Annotated in this window: 14 protein-coding genes, 1 tRNA gene and 2 pseudogenes; 12 read left to right on the top strand and 5 right to left on the bottom strand. The window is 67.2% G+C overall.

All coding sequences use genetic code 11. From position 1 onward, the window contains the following. On the bottom strand, positions 1-1,595 hold a 1,595-nt coding region (locus QM569_RS11330; protein ID WP_414987337.1), incomplete at its 3' end, for a methyl-accepting chemotaxis protein. Between the two features lie 94 nt (positions 1,596-1,689). Between QM569_RS11330 and QM569_RS11325 the strand changes: the two genes are divergently transcribed. From QM569_RS11325 to QM569_RS11295, 7 genes are all read left to right on the top strand, one after another. Continuing rightward, positions 1,690-2,550: a 3',5'-nucleoside bisphosphate phosphatase gene (locus QM569_RS11325; RefSeq protein ID WP_414987336.1), complete on the top strand. Its 861-nt coding sequence runs from the start codon at positions 1,690-1,692 to the stop codon at positions 2,548-2,550. 1 nt (position 2,551) lies between these two features. Next, positions 2,552-3,187 (top strand): L-threonylcarbamoyladenylate synthase, encoded by a 636-nt coding sequence (locus QM569_RS11320; protein ID WP_414987335.1) that lies wholly within the window; start codon positions 2,552-2,554, stop codon positions 3,185-3,187. 99 nt (positions 3,188-3,286) lie between these two features. Further along, positions 3,287-3,949 (top strand): site-2 protease family protein, encoded by a 663-nt coding sequence (locus QM569_RS11315; protein ID WP_414987334.1) that lies wholly within the window; start codon positions 3,287-3,289, stop codon positions 3,947-3,949. Positions 3,950-3,952: 3 nt separating this feature from the next. Beyond that, positions 3,953-5,248, top strand: a complete 1,296-nt coding sequence (locus QM569_RS11310; RefSeq protein WP_414987333.1) for a tryptophan--tRNA ligase — start codon at positions 3,953-3,955, stop codon at positions 5,246-5,248. Positions 5,249-5,383: 135 nt separating this feature from the next. Then, positions 5,384-6,082, top strand: coding sequence for a response regulator transcription factor (locus QM569_RS11305; protein WP_414987332.1), 699 nt, complete (start codon positions 5,384-5,386; stop codon positions 6,080-6,082). Positions 6,083-6,144: 62 nt separating this feature from the next. Next, positions 6,145-7,860 (top strand): FecR domain-containing protein, encoded by a 1,716-nt coding sequence (locus QM569_RS11300; RefSeq protein ID WP_414987331.1) that lies wholly within the window; start codon positions 6,145-6,147, stop codon positions 7,858-7,860. Between the two features lie 60 nt (positions 7,861-7,920). Next, positions 7,921-10,248 (top strand): CHASE2 domain-containing protein, encoded by a 2,328-nt coding sequence (locus QM569_RS11295; RefSeq protein ID WP_414987330.1) that lies wholly within the window; start codon positions 7,921-7,923, stop codon positions 10,246-10,248. A 70-nt stretch (positions 10,249-10,318) separates the two neighbouring features. Here QM569_RS11295 and QM569_RS11290 read toward each other — a convergent pair whose 3' ends face one another. Genes QM569_RS11290 through QM569_RS11280 form a run of 3 tightly spaced genes read right to left on the bottom strand, consistent with a single transcriptional unit; the run spans position 10,319 to position 13,005 of the window. Then, on the bottom strand, positions 10,319-11,146 hold the full coding sequence (locus tag QM569_RS11290) for an ABC transporter permease (RefSeq protein ID WP_414987329.1): 828 nt from the start codon (positions 11,144-11,146) through the stop codon (positions 10,319-10,321). A 14-nt stretch (positions 11,147-11,160) separates the two neighbouring features. Further along, positions 11,161-11,973 (bottom strand): ABC transporter ATP-binding protein, encoded by an 813-nt coding sequence (locus tag QM569_RS11285; protein WP_414987328.1) that lies wholly within the window; start codon positions 11,971-11,973, stop codon positions 11,161-11,163. A gap of 6 nt (positions 11,974-11,979) precedes the next feature. Next, complete coding sequence (locus QM569_RS11280) at positions 11,980-13,005, bottom strand: ABC transporter substrate-binding protein (protein ID WP_414987327.1); 1,026 nt, start codon at positions 13,003-13,005, stop codon at positions 11,980-11,982. A 382-nt stretch (positions 13,006-13,387) separates the two neighbouring features. On the opposite strand from QM569_RS11280, the gene QM569_RS11275 reads away from it, so the two are divergent. The 5 genes and pseudogenes from QM569_RS11275 (at position 13,388) to QM569_RS11255 (ending at position 16,156) form a co-directional block, all read left to right on the top strand. Next, complete coding sequence (locus QM569_RS11275) at positions 13,388-14,026, top strand: hypothetical protein (RefSeq protein ID WP_414987326.1); 639 nt, start codon at positions 13,388-13,390, stop codon at positions 14,024-14,026. Positions 14,027-14,654: 628 nt separating this feature from the next. After that, a tRNA-Ser gene (locus QM569_RS11270) sits at positions 14,655-14,744 on the top strand. Between the two features lie 246 nt (positions 14,745-14,990). Next, positions 14,991-15,239, top strand: a pseudogene (locus QM569_RS11265) (Arm DNA-binding domain-containing protein); the annotation flags it as partial. Between the two features lie 247 nt (positions 15,240-15,486). Beyond that, positions 15,487-15,870 (top strand): type II toxin-antitoxin system RelE/ParE family toxin, encoded by a 384-nt coding sequence (locus QM569_RS11260; RefSeq protein WP_414987325.1) that lies wholly within the window; start codon positions 15,487-15,489, stop codon positions 15,868-15,870. Continuing rightward, on the top strand, positions 15,854-16,156 hold the full coding sequence (locus tag QM569_RS11255; RefSeq protein ID WP_414987324.1) for a helix-turn-helix domain-containing protein: 303 nt from the start codon (positions 15,854-15,856) through the stop codon (positions 16,154-16,156). The genes QM569_RS11260 and QM569_RS11255 overlap by 17 nt, the downstream gene beginning before the upstream one ends. 527 nt (positions 16,157-16,683) lie before the next feature. Here QM569_RS11255 and QM569_RS11250 read toward each other — a convergent pair. Then, a pseudogene (locus QM569_RS11250) lies at positions 16,684-17,395 on the bottom strand (LysR family transcriptional regulator). Positions 17,396-17,547: the final 152 nt, after the last annotated feature.

Here is a 17,547-nt window from a genome sequence, read left to right as displayed (position 1 = left end):
GCGGGGGCGGACCGGGGCGCAGGCTTGGGCGCGGCGGGCGCGCGCGTCGCCACGGCGCCCACGTTGAACACCGACACCACCTCGGCCAACCGCTGCGCCTGGTCGCGCATGGAGGCCGCCGCCGCCGTGGACTCCTCGACCAGCGCCGCGTTCTGCTGCGTCATCTGGTCCAGGTGCGTCACGGCCTGGTTGACCTGGGCGATGCCGTCGCGCTGCTCGGTCGAGGATGCGCTGATCTCGCCGATCAGGTCGCTCACGCGGCGCACGCTGGCAACGATTTCTTCCATGCTCTGCCCCGCGTGGGCGACCTGGGCGGAGCCCGTCTCCACGTTCTCCACCGACTTGCCGATCAGCGCCTTGATCTCCTTGGCGGCCTCGGCAGAGCGGCCCGCGAGGCTGCGCACCTCGCTGGCCACCACGGCGAAGCCCCGGCCCTGCTCGCCCGCGCGGGCGGCCTCGACGGCGGCGTTGAGCGCGAGGATGTTGGTCTGGAAGGCAATGGAGTCGATCACGCCGATGATGTCGCTGATCTTGCGGCTGCTGTCGGTGATCTGCTGCATGCTCTGGACCACCTGGCCCACCACCTCGCCGCCGCGCGCGGCGGCCTGGGCGGCGGTGCCGGCAAGCTGGTTGGCCTGGCGCGCGGTGTCGGCCGACTGGCTGACGGTGGCGGTGAGCTGCTCCATGCTGGCCGCCGTTTCCTGCAGATTCGAGGCCGTCTGCTCGGTGCGCACCGACAGGTCGTGGTTGCCGTTGGCGATCTGCACCGATGCCGTGGACACCGCGTCCACCCCCGTGCGCACCTCGCCCACCAGCCCGCGCAGGCGCGCCGTCATGGCCGCGAGCGAGCGCAGCATGTGGCCGAACTCGTCCTTGCGGGTGGACTGGATGTCGCGCGTAAGGTCGCCCGCCGCGATGGCGTCCGTCACGGCCACGGCCTCGTCCAGCGGCCGGGTGATGGAGCGCACCAGCCGCCACGCCAGCAGCAGGCCCACCACGGCGATTGCCAGCAGCACCACGATGGCCACCAGGGCATAGCGCAGGCGCGTCTGGACGACCTCCTGGCGCACCGCGTCGCGCCGCTGCTCCAGCGCGGCGATGAATTCGTCCTGCACGCCCAGGTAGCGCGCGCCCAGCGGGTTCACGCGCTCGGCGGTGTAGGCGCGCAGCGCCTCGCCGTCGCCGCTGGCCTTGATCTCGCGCACCTTGGTGGTGGCCTCGTTCATCTCGCGGCGCACCACCAGCAGTTTCTCCAGCGCCCGCTTTTCGTCGGGGTGGACGGTTTCCTTCTCGATGCGGGCCTGGATCTCGACGTTGCGTGCGATCACGTCGCGCAGCAGGCCGTCGAAATACTTGGCCAGCGCCTCGTCGGTGGTGCCGGTGCTCGCCAGCATGGCGATGCCCGTCTCGGTGGAGCCGCGCCAGCGCACCACGGTGGCGATGCGACCGTCGATCTCCGACACTGCGGCGATCCCGTCCGCCAGCGCCGTGGCCAGCCGGTTCTGCAAAAGCCCGGCAGTGATGGCCGACGCCAGCAGCAGGCCCGCGATCACCGCCCACAGCTTGGTGGAAACACGCAAATCATCCAAACGCATGACAGTTCCTTCTTTTTTTGAGCGCGAGAGCATGCAGTATTTTGCATCCCACGGCGGCAACATGGCATTCGGGCCGCCGCCGTAAAATTGCGCCGTGACCCACACCCTGAACGCCGACCTGCACTGCCACTCCGTGGTATCCGACGGCACGCTCACGCCCGAGCAGCTGGCCGCGCGCGCCAAGGCCAACGGCGTGCAGTTGTGGGCGCTGACCGACCACGACGAGATCGGCGGCCAGCACCGCGCCATGGCGGCGGCCCGCGCAGAGGGCATGGCCTACCTCACGGGGGTGGAGATCTCCGTCACCTTTGCCGACACCACCGTCCACATCGTCGGCCTGGGGTTCGACCCCGACGACGCGGCGCTGGCCCAGGGCCTGGCCGCCACGCGCGGCGGGCGCGGCGAGCGGGCGCGGGAGATGGCCGATCAGCTCGCGCAAGTGGGCATCCACGGCGCCTACGAAGGTGCGCTGAAGTTCGTGGGCAACCCGGAGCTGATCTCGCGCACGCACTTTGCGCGCTTTCTGGTGGAGACGGGTGTGTGCAAGGACACGCCCGAGGTCTTCCGCCGCTTTCTCACCGAGGGCAAGCCCGGCTTCGTGCCGCACCGCTGGGCCACGCTGGGCAACGCCGTGCGCTGGATCACGCAGGCGGGCGGCATGGCCGTCATCGCCCACCCGGCGCGCTACAAGTTCGGCGCCACCGTGGAATACGCGTTGTTCTCCGAGTTCAAGCAGCACGGCGGGCGCGGCGTCGAAGTGGTGACCGGCAGCCACACGCCCGCCGAATACCCGGTGTATGCCGACATGGCGCTTGAATTTGGCCTGGCCGCGTCGCGCGGCAGCGACTTTCACAGCCCCGACGAATCGCACACCGACCTGGGCACCCTGCCCCCGCTGCCCGGCCAGCTCACGCCGGTGTGGAGCCTGCTGGCGGATCGCATCGTGACCCCCTGACATGGCCCAGTACTTCGAAGCCCACCCCGACAACCCCCAGCCCCGCCTGCTCAAGCAGGCCGCCATGCTGCTGCAAAAGGGCGGCATCGTGGCCGTGCCCACCGATTCGAGCTACGCCCTGGTCTGCCACCTGGACGACAAGGACGCCGTGGACCGCCTGCGCCGCATCCGCCAGGTGGACGAGAAACACCACCTCACGCTGCTGTGCCGCGACCTGTCGGAGCTGGCCAACTACGCCCGCGTGGACAACCGCCAGTACCGCCTGCTCAAGCAGGCCACGCCGGGGCCGTACACCTTCATCCTGGAGGCCACCAAGGAAGTGCCGCGCCGCGTGAGCCACCCCTCGCGCAAGACCATCGGCCTGCGCGTGCCCGACCGCAAGGGGCTGCAACTGCTGCTGGAGCTGCACGGCGCGCCGCTCTTGGCCACCACGCTGATACCGGCGGGCGAGAGCGAGCCGTTGAACGACCCTGAAGACATCCGCGAGCGCTACGAGAAGCTGCTGGACGCCATCGTGGACGCAGGCCCCTGCCCCAGCGAGCCCACCACCGTGGTGGACCTGACGCCCATGGGCACCGGCGGCGACCCAGCGGTGCTGCGCGAGGGGCGCGGCAGCGTGCAGGCGCTGGGGCTTTGATTTTCAAGCCAAATCGGCCTCCAGCGCTTTATGCATAAGCGCGAGCAGCTATTATTTTCATAGTACAGAGCGTGTTGACGATCTGAGACAATCCCCCCCGTGGAAAACCTCATCCAAACCGTTCTGATCTACGCCCTGCCGGTGCTGTTCGCCATCACCGTACACGAGGCAGCCCATGGCTACGCGGCGCGCCACTTTGGCGATAACACCGCGTACATGATGGGGCGCGTCACCCTCAACCCGCTCAAGCACATCGACCCGGTCGGCACCATCCTGATGCCGCTGCTGCTGTACTTCGCCACCTCGGGGGCCTTTTTGTTCGGCTACGCCAAGCCGGTGCCGGTCAACTTCGGCCACCTGCGCAACCCCAAGCGCGACATGGTGTGGGTGGCGCTGGCGGGGCCTGCGTCCAACTTCATCCAGGCCGTCGGCTGGGCGGTGCTGCTGGTGGCGCTCGTCGGGCTGGGCGTCGAGGAGCGTTTCTTCGTGGAGATGGCGCGCGCGGGCGTGCTCGTCAACCTGGTGATGTGGGCCTTCAACCTGTTCCCGCTGCCGCCGCTCGATGGCGGGCGCATCCTGGTGGGCCTGCTGCCCTGGAAGGCCGCGCACGCCGTCTCGCGCATCGAGCCCTGGGGCTTCTTCATCGTCATGGGCCTGGTCATCGCGGGCATCGTGGGCACGCTGTGGCTGCGCCCGCTGATGCAGTTCGGCTACGGCGCCATCCACCTGCTGCTGACCCCTCTCACCGCCTTGCTCCGATAAAAAATGGCAACTACCCGCTATCTCACCGGCATCACCACCACGGGCACGCCCCACCTGGGCAACTACGTCGGCGCCATCCGCCCCACCGTCGCAGCCAGCCAGCGCGCGGGCACCGAGAATTTTTACTTTCTGGCCGACTACCACGCGCTCATCAAGTGCGAAGACCCGCTGCGCATCCAGCGCTCCACGCTGGAGATCGCCGCGAGCTGGCTGGCGGCGGGGCTGGACCCGGAGCACGTCACCTTCTACCGCCAGTCCGACATTCCCGAGATCCCGGAGCTGACCTGGCTGCTGACCTGCGTGACCGGCAAGGGCCTGCTCAACCGCGCCCACGCCTACAAGGCCGCGCAGGACAAGAACGCCGCCGCGGGCCGCGAGCAGGACGACGGCGTGACCGCGGGCCTGTTCATGTACCCCGTGCTCATGGGCGCGGACATCCTCATGTTCAAGGCCCACAAGGTGCCCGTGGGCCGCGACCAGATCCAGCACATCGAGATGGCGCGCGACATGGCCGCGAGCTTCAACCACCTGTACGGCGAGCACTTCGTGCTGCCCGAGGCGACCGTGGACGAGCACGTGGCCACCCTGCCCGGCCTGGACGGCCGCAAGATGAGCAAGAGCTACGACAACACCATCCCGCTGTTCAGCAGCCGCGAGCAGTTGAAGAAGCTCATCGGCGGCATCCTGACCGACTCCCGCGCGCCCGGCGAGGCCAAGGAGACCGAGGGCTCCGCGCTGTTCCAGATCTACCAGGCGTTTGCCACGCCCGACGAGACCGAGGCGCTGCGCAAGGCATATGCCGACGGCATCGCCTGGGGCGACGCCAAGCAACTGCTGTTCGAGCGCGTGGACAGCGTGATCGCGCCCCTGCGCGCCCGGTACGAGGAGCTGATCCACCACCCCGCCCGCATCGAGCAGACCCTGCTGGCGGGCGCCGAGCGCGCCCGCACGCTGGCAACCCCCTTCATCCGCGAGCTGCGCGCCGCCGTGGGCCTGCGCAGCCTGGCGCAAGGCGCCGCGCCGCAGAAGGCCGCGAAGGGGGCCAAGGCGGCGCTGCCCAGCTTCAAACAGTACCGCGAGGCGGACGGCCAGTTCTACTTCAAGTTCGTGGCCGCCAATGGCCGCCTGCTGCTGCAAAGCACGGCTTTCAGCGCGCCCAAGGACGCGGGCCAGGCCATCGCCCGGCTGCAGCGCGACGGGCTAGCGGCGCTGGCGGGGCAGGTCACGCTGGGCGAGGGTGTGGGCGACGCGGACGTGGTGGCAGCGCTGGCTGCGCTGGCGATGAGCGAGGCGCCTTAGAATCCATAAACGTCTAATGGCAACGCCATTGTTAACAAGCGTCAAATTTTGGCGCGCAACCATAATCGCCATCGGACTGGGAAAACCAAGATTCCCTCAACATTTTTTGGTTTGTTTTTTGGACGGGAGACGACCATGCGCATAGCCGCGTTGGACGACGATGCGCTTCAGCTGGATCTGATCAAGCAGGCCACAGAAGCCATGGGGCATGTCTGCCATACCTATCTCAATGGCGCATCACTTCAGCGCGAGATGCGCCGCGAGACCTTCGACCTGCTGATCGTGGACTGGCACCTGCCGGACACCACGGGGCCCGAAGTCGTGCGCTGGGTGCGCGAGACCGTGGGCACGCAGATGCCCATCCTGTTCGTTACGAACCGCCAGGAAGAGCGCGACATCGTCGAGGGCCTGGGCAGCGGGGCCGACGACTTCATGGTCAAGCCGGTGCGCATCGGTGAACTCAACGCCCGGGTGTCCGCCCTGCTGCGGCGGGCCTACCCGGACACCACGGGGGGTGCGCTGGAGTTCGGGCGTTACCGCTTTCTGCCGGAGAGCCGGTCGCTGCAGATCGACGGCGTGCCGGTGGAGCTCAAGAACCGCGAGTACGACCTGGCCCTGTTCCTGTTCCAGAACATGGGGCGGCTGTTGTCGCGCGATCACCTCAAGGAGATCGTCTGGGGGCAGGTGGCGGACGTGATGTCCCGCTCGCTGGACACCCACATCTCGCGCCTGCGCACCCTGCTGGACCTGCGCCCCGCCAATGGCTTCATCGTCTCGGCCGTCTATGGCGTAGGCTACCGCTTCGAGGCGGTCGAGGCGCCGCCCAAGACCTGAGCGCAGGCGCTGACGTGAACGAATTCGCCATGCCCCGCAGGGGCAGGCACAGGAGATCTGACTTGGCTACCACCACCCACCGTCGAATCCACCGCGCACCGCGCACCCCGCTGGCCCTGGGGCTGGCCCTCTTCGCCGTGGCGGGCCTGGCCGCCGGCCCCACCGTGCCGCAGAACGACGAGATCGCCCACACCGTGCAGGAAGGCGACACGCTGGAGGGCCTGGCCCGCGCCTACCTGGACGCCCCCCGCCAATGGCCGCTGCTGCAGGCGCGCAACAAGGTCGCCGACCCACGGCGCCTCAAGCCGGGCTCGGTGGTGTGGATTCCGGTGCGCCTGCAACCCACCGAGCCCGCCACCGTGGCCTTCGTGCATGGCCAGGTCACCGCTCAGGCGCGCCCTGGCGACGAGCCCGCGCAGGTCACCCAGGGCGGCAAGCTCGACGAAGGCACCTCGCTGCGCGTGGGCCCGGACGGCTTCGTGGCCGTCCAGCTGGCCGACGGCACCGTGGTGCGCGTGCAGGCGCAGTCCGAGCTGCAACTGCGCCAGTTGCGTCGGCGCGGCCGGGCCGGCAGCCTGCAGTCGGTGCTGGAGATGCGCAGCGGCTCCGCAGAATCCACCGTGCCGCCCAAGGCCGAGCCGCTGCGCCGTTTCGAGCTGCGCACGCCGCTGGCCGTGACCAGCGTGCGCGGCACCCGCTTCAACGTGGCCGTCACCGAGTCTGGCCAGACCACCGCCTCGGTGCTCAACGGCTCGGTGGCCGTGCAGTCGCGCCAGGAAAACCCGCAGTCCCCGGCCCTGCTGGAGCCCGGCCAGGGCCTGGCCGTGGCGACGGACGGCCAAGTGGGCACGCCCCGCACCCTGCTGCCCGCGCCCGACACGTCCGGCGTGCCCGCCGCGCTGGGGGATGCGACCCTGCTCGCCATCGACCTGCCCGCGCCCCCCGCCACGGCACGCTACGAAGCTCAGGTGGCGCGGGACGCCAACTTCACCCAGGTGCTGCGCTATGGCCGCTTCGCCGATGGGCACCTGCGCTGGAAGGCGCTGGACGACGGGCGCTACTACCTGTCGGTGCGCGCCGTGGACGATGCGGGCATCCCGGGCGTGCCCGCCGTGCAGCCCATCACCGTCAAGACGCGCCCCGTGGCCCCGCTGCACCAAAGCCCCGCGCCGGGCGCCATCGTCGCCCAGGGCGCGGGCAGCCTGCAGTGCACGCAGGTGCCGGACGTGCGCTGGTACCGCGTGCAGGTCGCCAGCGACGCGCAGTTCACCCAGCCGCTGCTGGACGAGCAGCGCCTGTCCGACTGCCGCCTCGCCATCGCATCCCTGCCCGTGGGCAACTACTTCTGGCGCATGGCCAGCCTGCTGGAGCTGCCGGGCAGCCAGGCCGACCAGGGGCCCTTCTCGCCGCCGCAGCAGTTCAGCATCGCGCAGCGGCCCGCCACGCTGGACCTGAAGTCGCTGCAGGCGCAGGACGGCGACCCCACGGTGCATCTGCACTGGCCCGGCCAGCCGGGCCAGCGGTTCCGCCTGCAGTTGACCGCCGCCAGCGACCCGGGCTTCGACAAAACGGTGCAGGACACCGTGCTGGACGCTCCCCAATGGACTGGCGCCAACCTGACGGCCGGCGAGTACCTGGTGCGCATCCAGGTGCTGGACCCCACGGGCCTGGACAGCGACTTCTCGCCCGCGCGCCAGATCCGCGTGGGCACGGGCATCCGCACGGGCACGGGCCTGCCGGTGTCCACGTCCAGCGGACAGCCCCTGGGGCGCCCTTGAAGCGCCGCCCCCCGCAGCAAGCCCGGCCACACCGCCGGGCGGCGTTGGGCTGCTGACCCCATGTGGGACATCGCAAGCACCCGGGGCCGACAGCGTCGGCTCGAATGGGGCATCCTGGCCGCCGCCCTGCTGGGGCTGGTGGGCTGGCTGATCACCTCGTCCAGCCTCGACCGGGTGAACCACCTGGTGCAGGATGCGGGGCTGCGCCTCGTCTCCCGGCCCGCCAACCCCGACATCGTGATCATCGCCATCGACGACCCCAGCATCGCCGCCATAGGCCGCTGGCCCTGGCGCCGCGCGCTGCATGCGGAGCTGATCTCGCGCGTGACCGCGCAGGCGCCGCGCGCCATCGGCGTGGACGTACTGTTCAGCGAGGAAGACCAGGACTACCCCCAGGACGACCTGCTGCTGGCCGAGGCCATGGCGCGCAGCGGGCGCGTGGTGCTGCCCATGCTGCGGCGCACCCAGGGCGCGACCGGCGGCGTGGCCGACCTGCCTGTACCGGTACTGGCCCAGGCCGCTGCCCGGCTGGGCCACGTCCACGTCACGCCCGACGACGACGGCGTGGTGCGCAGCCTGTACCTGCAAGAGGGCCCGGCCAGCGCGCCGTGGCCGCACTTCAGCATCGCCCTGCAGTGCGTGGCCGGCACGTCCACCCTGCCCTGCCCCGCGCCGCATGCGGCCGCGCAGCAGCCTGGCGGCAGCGCGGGCGAGCAGTGGAAGCGCGCCGACCGCGCATTGATCGCCTACGCGGGCCCGCCCGGCCACTTCACCACCTATTCCTACATCGACGTGCTGCGCGGCAAGGCGCCCGCCGATGCGTTCCGCGGCAAGTACGTGCTGATCGGCGCGGCGGCCTCGGGCCTGGGTGATATGTTCGCCACCCCGGTCAGCGAGCAGTCCCGGCTGATGCCGGGCGTGGAAGTGGTGGCCCACGTGCTGGACGACCGCCTGACGGGCGTGCGCATCCGGTCCGCCACGCCCGCCCTCAACACCGTGTTCAACCTGGTGCCCGTGCTTTGCGCATTGCTGATCCTGCTGATGACCGGCCCCTTCGTCGCGCTGCTCAGCAGCGCCGCGCTGGCCGTTGGCACGGTGCTGGTGAGCGTGGCCGCGCCCTGGTGGCTGGGTTGGCAGTTCGCGCCCGCCGCAGGACTGGTCGGCCTGGCGCTGGCCTACCCCCTGTGGAGCTGGCGGCGCCTGAGCGCCGCCGCCAACTTTCTGCGGCTGGAGATGGAGCGCCTGCAGCGCGAGGGCATACCGCTGCGGCAAAAGAGCAGGCCCGGAGAGTCTGGCGACTTCCTGGAAAAGCGCATCAACGCCGTGGAGCGCGCGTCGCGCCAGTTGCGCGAGCTGCACCACTTCGTGAGCGAGAGCCTGCAGCAGCTGCCCTCGCCCACCATCGTCAGCGACCCCGAGGGGCGCATCCTGCTCGCCAACATGGCCGCGCGCCTGCACATGGGCGGCGACATCTCCGCGCCGCTGCAGGGCCAGTCGGTGGTGGCGCTGCTGCGCGACCTGGTGCTGCCCGGCACGGGCCAGGCCCTGATCACCGAGGAGAAGCTGCGCGGCCGCGCCATGCCCGAGCAAAGCGAGGGCCGCGACGCGCAGGGGCGCAGCCTGCTGGTGCTGTGCAGCCCCTTCACCGACCTCACCGAGGCGGGCTGGCTGCTCACGCTGGTGGACCTGACCGAGATACGGCGCGCGCAGCAGCAGCGCGACCAGGCGCTGAACTTCATCTCGCACGACATCCGCGCGCCCAATGCGTCCATCCTGACCCTGCTGGAGATGGAGCGCGCCTACCCCGGCCGCATCGCGGGCGACGAGCTGATACGGCGCATCGAGCGCTATGCGCGCAAGTCGCTGGGCATGGCGGAAAGCTTCGTGCAACTGGCGGGCGCGCAGACGCAGGAATACCGCATCGCCCCGCTGGACCTGGTCGCCATGCTCGCGGAAACGGTGGACGACACCTGGGCCCTGGCCCGCGACGGCGGCGTGGAGGTGCGCATAGACGCCACGCCCGAGACCGCCCCCACGCTGGGCGACCGCACGCTGCTGAGCCGCGCTGTCGCCAACGTGCTCAACAACGCCGTCAAGTTCAGCCCCCGGGGCAGCACGGTGCGCTGCGCCATCGTGCAGCGCGGCGCGCACTGGGTGGTGTCGGTGCGCGACGAGGGGCCGGGCATCGAACCGGCGCAGCAGGGCCGGCTGTTCGCGCCCTTCCAGCGCCTGCACGACCGCAGCCACCCGTCCATCGGCGGCATGGGGCTGGGGCTGGCGCTGGTCCACACCGTGATCCAGCGCCACGGCGGCACCCTGGAGGTGGAGAGTGACGTGGGGCGCGGCGCGGAGTTCCGGCTGGTGCTGCCACGGCAGCTCACGGAATAAGTTTGCTCTCAAAAAGAGAGCTGCTTGCGCTTGCTGTATAAGCGCTAGAGGCCGATTTGACCTATATTTTCTAGAGCTTCTCGCTCTCGCCCGCCTTGGGCTGCCAGGTCATCAGCCGCCGCTCGATGCGGCCCACGATGGCGTCCAGCGCCAGCGCGAACACCGTCAGCACCAGGATGCCCGCCATCACGGTGTTGATGTCGAAGCTGCCCTCGGCCTGCAGGATGAGGTAGCCCACGCCCTGGCTGGAGCCCAGGTACTCGCCCACCACCGAGCCGACGAACGCCAGGCCCACGCTGGTGTGCAGCGAGCTGAACACCCAGCTCGTCGCGCTGGGCAGATAGACGTGGCGCAGCAGCTGCTTCTGGCTGGCGCCCAGCATGCGCGCATTCGCCAGTATCACGGGGCTGACCTCGCGCACGCCCTGATAGACGTTGAAGAACACGATGAAGAACACCAGCGTGACGCCCAGCGCCACCTTGGAGCCCATGCCCAGCCCGAACCACACGGCGAAGATGGGCGCGAGGATGATGCGCGGCATGGCGTTGAGCGCGGTGATGTACGGCTCCAGGATGGCCGACGCCATGGGCGACAGCGCCAGCCACAGTCCGCCCGCCAGCCCGCAGGCCGCGCCGATGGCGAAGGCCATGGCCGTCTCGGCCAGCGTGACCGAGAGGTGCTGGTAGATGTCGGCGTCCCGCACGAACCAGGCCCAGATGCGGGCAAAAATCTTGAGCGGCTCGCCGAAGAAGAACGCCGCCTGCCGGTCGTTGTCGAACATGATGGGCGGTATCAGCCCGGGCCGCGTCATCACGTGCCAGAACACGAACAGCAGCACCAGGATGGCAAGCTGCCACAGGCGCAGCGTGGCGGGCCGGGGTTTGATCAGGTTCCACATGGCTCAGGTTCTCGTCATGCCTTTTGCAGTTGCTGCTGGTAGCCCTTCAACACTTCCTCGCGCAGCACGGCCCAGATGGCGGCGTGCAGCTCCAGAAAGCGCGGGGCCATCTTCACCTCGGCCACGTCGCGCGGGCGCGGCAGGTCGATGGCGAACTCGCCAATGGGGTGCGAGGCCGGGCCCGCGCTCAACACCACCACGCGGTCGCTCATGGCGATGGCTTCGTCCAGGTCGTGGGTGATGAACAGCACGGCTTTCTTCTTGCTCTGCCACAGCGCCAGCAGCTCGTTTTCCATCAACTGGCGCGTCTGGATGTCCAGGGCCGAGAAGGGCTCGTCCATCAGGATGATGTCGGGGTCGAGCACCAGCGTCTGCGCCAGGCTGACGCGCTTGCGCATGCCGCCGCTCATCTGGTGCGGGTAGCGGTCGCCAAAACCGCCCAGGCCCACGCGGCGCAGCCAGTCCTGGGCCTGCTCGCGCGCCTCGCCCTCGGGTGTGCCGCGAAACAGCAGCCCCGCCATCACGTTCTGCAACGCTGTGCGCCAAGGCATCAGGCTTTCGGCCTGGAACATGTAGCCCGCCCGCCGGTTGATGCCCACGAGCGGCTCGCCAAAGATGCGCACCGCGCCCACGCTGGGCGCAAGCAGCCCCGCCGCCATGTTCAGCAGCGTGCTCTTGCCGCAGCCCGTGGGGCCGACGACGCTGACGAACTCGCCCGCGCCCACCTGCAAGTCCACGCCGCTGACAGCGGTGTAGCGCTGGCCGGGCTGGTCTTTGCTGACAAAGGTGCAGGCCACGGCCTGCAGGTCGATCGCCGGTGCCGCCATGCTGCATCAACCCTTGGGGTATTTCGCGTTGGCCTGCTTGACGAAGTCGTTGGTGTAGATGGCGTTCAAGTCCACCTTGGTTCCCGCCATCTTGGGATCGATGCTCGCCAGCGCGTTGAACGCCGTCTGCCCGCCCTTGGCCGGGAAGCTGCCGTCCGCCGACATGGCCTGCTTGGACGCCAGGAAGCCGTCGATGTACACGGCGCGGTCGCCCAGCAGATAGCTCTCTGGCACCACCTTGATCACGTCGCCGCCGCCCGCCTGCTGGATCCACTTGTTGGCCCGCACCATGGCGTTCACCAGGGCCTGGGCGGTGTGCGGGTTCTTGTCCAGGAAGGACTGCGGCGCATACAGGCAGCCTGCGGGCATGGGGCCGCCGAACACCTGCTCGGCCTCGGCCAGCTTGCGCGTGTCGGTCACGATGCGCAGGTCGCCCGAGCGCTGCAGCAGCGTGATCACGGGGTCGAGGTTGGCAATGGCGTCGATCTGCCCCGCGCGCATGGCCGCCACCGCGCCGTTGCCCGCGCCCACGCCCACGATGCTCACGTCGCTGGGCTTGAGCCCTGCCTTGGCGAGCACGAAGTTGGCCATGACATTGGTGGAACTGCCCGGCGCGGTCACGCCGATCTTCTTGCCCTTGAGGTCGGCCACGGTCTTGAAGTTGGGCAGGGTCTTGGGGTTCACGCCCAGCACGATCTGCGGCGCCGCGCCCTGGAGCACGAAGGCGCGCATGGGCTGGCCCTTTTGGTGCATGGAAATGGTGTGCTCGAACGCACCCGAGACCACGTCGGCGCTGCCGCCCACCACAGCTTGCAGCGCGCGCGAACCGCCCGCGAAATCGACGATGTTCACGTCCAGCCCCTCGGCCTTGAAGTAGCCCAGCTGCTCGGCAATGGTCAGCGGCAGGTAATAGAACAGGTTCTTGCCACCCACCGCGATGGTGACCTTGGGCTTTTCCAGTCCTTGCGCGAGGGCGAACGTGGGCATGGCGGCTGCGGCCAGGCCGCCGGCGATGAGGTGGCGTCTTTGCATGTGTCGTGTCTCCTGCTGTGGGTATGCGCCGGGTTGCCCGGCGGCGGGAATGATAGCGCCCACGGATGGCACCGGGCGCCGCCGAGCGCAAGGACGCAGCGGCAGCGCGAAGGGCCTGCAAGTGGCAACACTACCGTAGGTTCGAATCCCAGGGGATGTGAGTAGCCCAGGGCATGACCGGGCGGGCGAGGGGTAGGACGACGGGGGCGGTGCGAGACGGGCTGCGCTGCCATCCCGAGGATCAGATCGCGGAGGTGGGATGGGCCTCAGGCTCTTGAGCTTCCGCTACGGATACTGCCATTGGCAACCCTATTCAGAGGTTGTGTAAAGACAGCAACTCCCTCAAAATTGATCTCGATCAATCAAGCAAAAGGAGCATTGCATGAGAGCCGATCCCGGGTCACTCAAAGATGTGGCTGACGATCTTTTTGCTCCTAATGTCGCTGCTCAGGTCAAGGCTGAGATTGATAGACGATCCACATCGCGGCTATCTAGGCAGCCTGGAATGGGGCCTCTCAGCCACAAGACACTCTGGCTAGGCGATTTCGAATGGGATCGAACCTCGACGGGCTGCTTTGAGGGCGAGTACACGTTGCGCGCCAAGCCTGACAGGGAGGGGTGGTATGACTATCTACCAGACCCCGACACTCCGTTCCAGTTTGTCATTGATGGCTTGACGGTCACGCCGCAGGCAATGGACACCGACATGGGGTCAATCCCGAAGCTCTTCCGACAGGGTCGTCATCTCAAGCCAGACACGTATTTGCCCGCGTACCTTATTCATGATTGGGTGTTCGAGGATCACCACCGCAGAGGTGATGCAACAGGTATCACCTTCCCGCAATCTGCCGCACTGCTCAACTCTGGGATCAAGACGTTGATGACAGTCGGAGGCCCTTATCGAATACCCGATCAGGAGCCGAGTGGTGGGCCCGTAGAAAAGGATGAAGACACCATGTTTCTGATCTACTTGGCTGTCCAGACGGGAATTGCCCGCTCGCTCTGGGACTACGGGAGGTAATCATGGGTCAGCGCGATATGACCATCTTGTCTTCACTCCGACCTGCATGGATTGCAATTGGATCGGCTATAGGCGTGTTCGCCTGTATCTAGGGGGAGTCTGCCTGGACAGGTTTCTTGTTCAGTGTGGCCTTTGGCGTGTCATTCACCCTCGCAAGCGTCATCCTGCTAGCCATGTGTTCTTCCTAGGACGCATCCATACTGGGCGGCGGGCGCGCTTCGCCCGAAATGATTTGGCCAACTTCGGCCCCTGGGTGTTGGGGCGCCTTCAGCGAGGGGGCTCGCTGTTGTTGGCCTAGCGTTGATAGCCCTGGTGTCTTGGGCGAGTACAGGCAGTGAGCGAGGCGCTACGCTAATGCTGATCAGCGGGTGGTTCATGGCGTGCCTCCAACGGTGCGCCTATGGCCTACATCAGATGCTTATCAGTACACGTGCTGCATGATGCTCTTCCGGAGCCAGCCTTCGGGCAGCGCTTGGGCGCTTGGGCGCTTGGGCCCTTGCCGTATGCGACATCGCGGCATCTGCCCGCCCCGCTACCCTGGATGAAGTGCTGCGGCCCTACATGGGCGGGTAGGCCTTGCTGGCGCCATGGAATTCCTGCTAGAATCAAAGGCTTCGACACGAACGCAGGAGAGGTGGCAGAGTGGTCGAATGTACCTGACTCGAAATCAGGCGTAGTGGCAACACTACCGTGGGTTCGAATCCCACCCTCTCCGCCAACCATAGGTTCGCCACCATGCGAGACCATCCTAGAGCCCCGGCTTTCCCAAGGAAGCCGGGGCTTTTTTCATTTCAACATGACTCCAATGCCGCATTTCGCTGGACTACGCCAAAGCCAGATACAGCAGGTTTATCAATAACTTGGGCGAGTTCACCATATGCCGGTGCTTTCCGAAACCTGACCCGATTTCCCCGCTGATGGCCCCATGAGGCTCCCGGGAATCGGGTCTTTCCGAGGAGTCATCATGGCGAAGATCAAGCTCACCAAGTCCGCAGTCGATGCGGCACAACCCCAAGCGCAAGCTGTCGAACTCCGGGATACGCTGGTGCCCGGCTTTCTATGCAAGATTACCCCGGCGGGCCGCAAGGTGTTCATGCTCCAGTACCGCGCGAACGCCGGAGAACGCCGCAATCCCGCCTTGGGCCAGTACGGGGAATTAACCGTCGAGCAGGCCCGTTCGCTCGCGCAGGAGACCGTGGCGATGTTCATGCGCTACGTCCACACCGAGGATGACCCGGTGCGCAAGGCCGCCGAACTGGTGGCGAACCGGCGCAAGACGATTACCGGCACCAAGCGTCCCCTTGGGGAGGCCGCGGCATGATCGGCGACTGCTACGCCGCCTCTCCAGCCCAGATTGTCGTGTCACCGTCACGACAACCGGACGTGCCACCCCCTCCGGGACGGTATCGCTGCAAAGGATTGAAAACTATACCCGTAACGGGTATAGTTTGAAGGTCGAGATGAAACGCTTCCTCAAGCGGAAGGACTTTGCACGGTGGCAGGCGGGCGAGAAGTTGCCCGATGCGGGCTTGTGCAAGGCCGTCAAGGAGATGGAAAGCGGTCTGATCGACGCGGATTTGGGCGGTTTCCTCTACAAGAAGCGGGTGGCCCGCTCTGGTGGCGGCAAGAGCGGTGGCTATCGCACGTTGCTGTCGGCCAGGATGGGTGACCGCTATGTGTTCCTGCACGGGTTTCCCAAGAGCGACAAGGCGAACATCACGCAGGACGAGAAGAAGGCTCTGCAATTTGCCGGCAAGGTGTTCCTGGAACTGTCCGGCGAAGCCTTGTCGCAGGCATTGAAGTCGGGTGTTTTAGTCGAGGTGCATTGTGAGCAAGATCATTGAATCGCTGCGCGGCGACCTGGCGGCACTCTTTGAGGCTGGCGCGATCAACAAGGTGACGATGCGCGAGTTCGACGCAATCTGCCCGCCGCCGGTTCGGGAACTGGGCGCGTCCGACATCAAGCGCCTGCGCGAAGGATTGAAATTCAGCCAGCCGGTGTTCGCGCTGCACCTGCATACTTCGGCATCCACCGTGCGCAAGTGGGAGCAAGGAGAAACCCGTCCCACTGGCCCAGCGCTCAAACTGCTGAACATCATCGCCGACAAGGGCTTGCAGGCCATCATCTGACACCTGCCTGGGCGGCAATCAGACCGTCAAGGATTCTCGTATCGCTTCGGTCCGGTCAGCGCATCCGCCGTGATCGACGTCGCGCACATGATCTGACTGGAGGCACGCCCATATGACCGCCGATTCTCTGCACGTTGCCGTGTCGCCGCGCTTGCCGTGCCGGTGCATCCGCACCGCACTTCGCGCAGCATATGGCGCAGCACGTCCAACGTGCAAGCGTCTTGCCTTGAACGCGCCCGGCCTACGGCCCTCATAGTGTTGGTTCGCGCGTTCGCCGACGCGATGGCTGCTCACGCAGCAATGCCGCCGGGTCGGCGGTGCCTGGAGCTACAGCGGAAGGCAACGGCGGAAGGCGAGATAAAAGGTCGCGGCACTTCGCCGCGAGGAAAGCCGGTCTGCACATGGGGTTGGCGCGGCACGCGCCGGATACGCGAAGCCGCATGATGCCTGGCTTGGTCGCGTGCCAGCTACGCCACAACACGCACTGCTGCGCCGGAGCCGCAGGGCAACGAATATCGGAAAGGGAATCAACGGTGCGCGTCAGAAGCGCCAGAAATAGCCCGCTCGATGAAGCGTGCCAGCGGTTCGGAAGGCTCCGTGTCGGCTCGCAGCAGGTAGGTTGTCAGGACGGGCGACATACCCGCCAACGGGCGGCTGGTCACGTCTGGCGAGCGGCAGGCGGCGATCTGCGACGCCCCGAGCAGCGCCAAGGCATCGCCGGCTGAAACCAGGGTCACCATCAGGTTGAGCGAGGCGACCTCTTCGGCCACCAGTGGCTCCACGTCCCCCGTGCGCAGCATCCGTGCAATCTGGCGGCAGTAACCCTCGCAAACGTGCGGGTCGCCCATCGCCAAGGGATAGCGCAAGACTTCTTCCAGCGGGATGCGCTTGTAGGCCATCGCCCACGTCATCGGACTGCGCGAATCCTGCATCGTAGAGGTCGTCACGCAGTCCGGCGATTTGCTGCGATAGCGGTATCTCGGCCAGATGAATCCCGACTTCGGGATCGTCGTCCCGGCACTTCTCCAGGAAGGCACTCAGGCGCGGTGGCGTGATGCCGTCGGACAGGGCGATGCGCAATTGGTCGTCGTAGCCGGCGGCCACCGCTTTGGCACCTTCGCGGGCCTGCTGCAAGGCGGTGAAGATGCGCGGCACATGCTCCTTGAAGACCCGCCCGGCGCGGGCGAAGTGGAGTTCTTCGGCAACAGCTAGGAAACAGCGAAGGTGACGGAGATCCATGTGGATTCACCTGTTTGGCGCCTTCCTAGAGCATTTTTGATTTAATTATTTACGATCTGTATGATGCCCCCTCCGAGCAGGAGGCCCACAAATGCAGGCGTATTCCCCAGATTTGCGAGAGCGGGTATTACGGGCGATCGAGCGTGGAGATC

It is taken from the genome of Acidovorax sp. (assembly GCF_047607405.1).
Lineage (GTDB): Bacteria > Pseudomonadota > Gammaproteobacteria > Burkholderiales > Burkholderiaceae_C > Acidovorax.
Note: the sequence above shows the minus strand (reverse complement) of the source record. Positions and strands in the feature narration are given on the sequence as shown.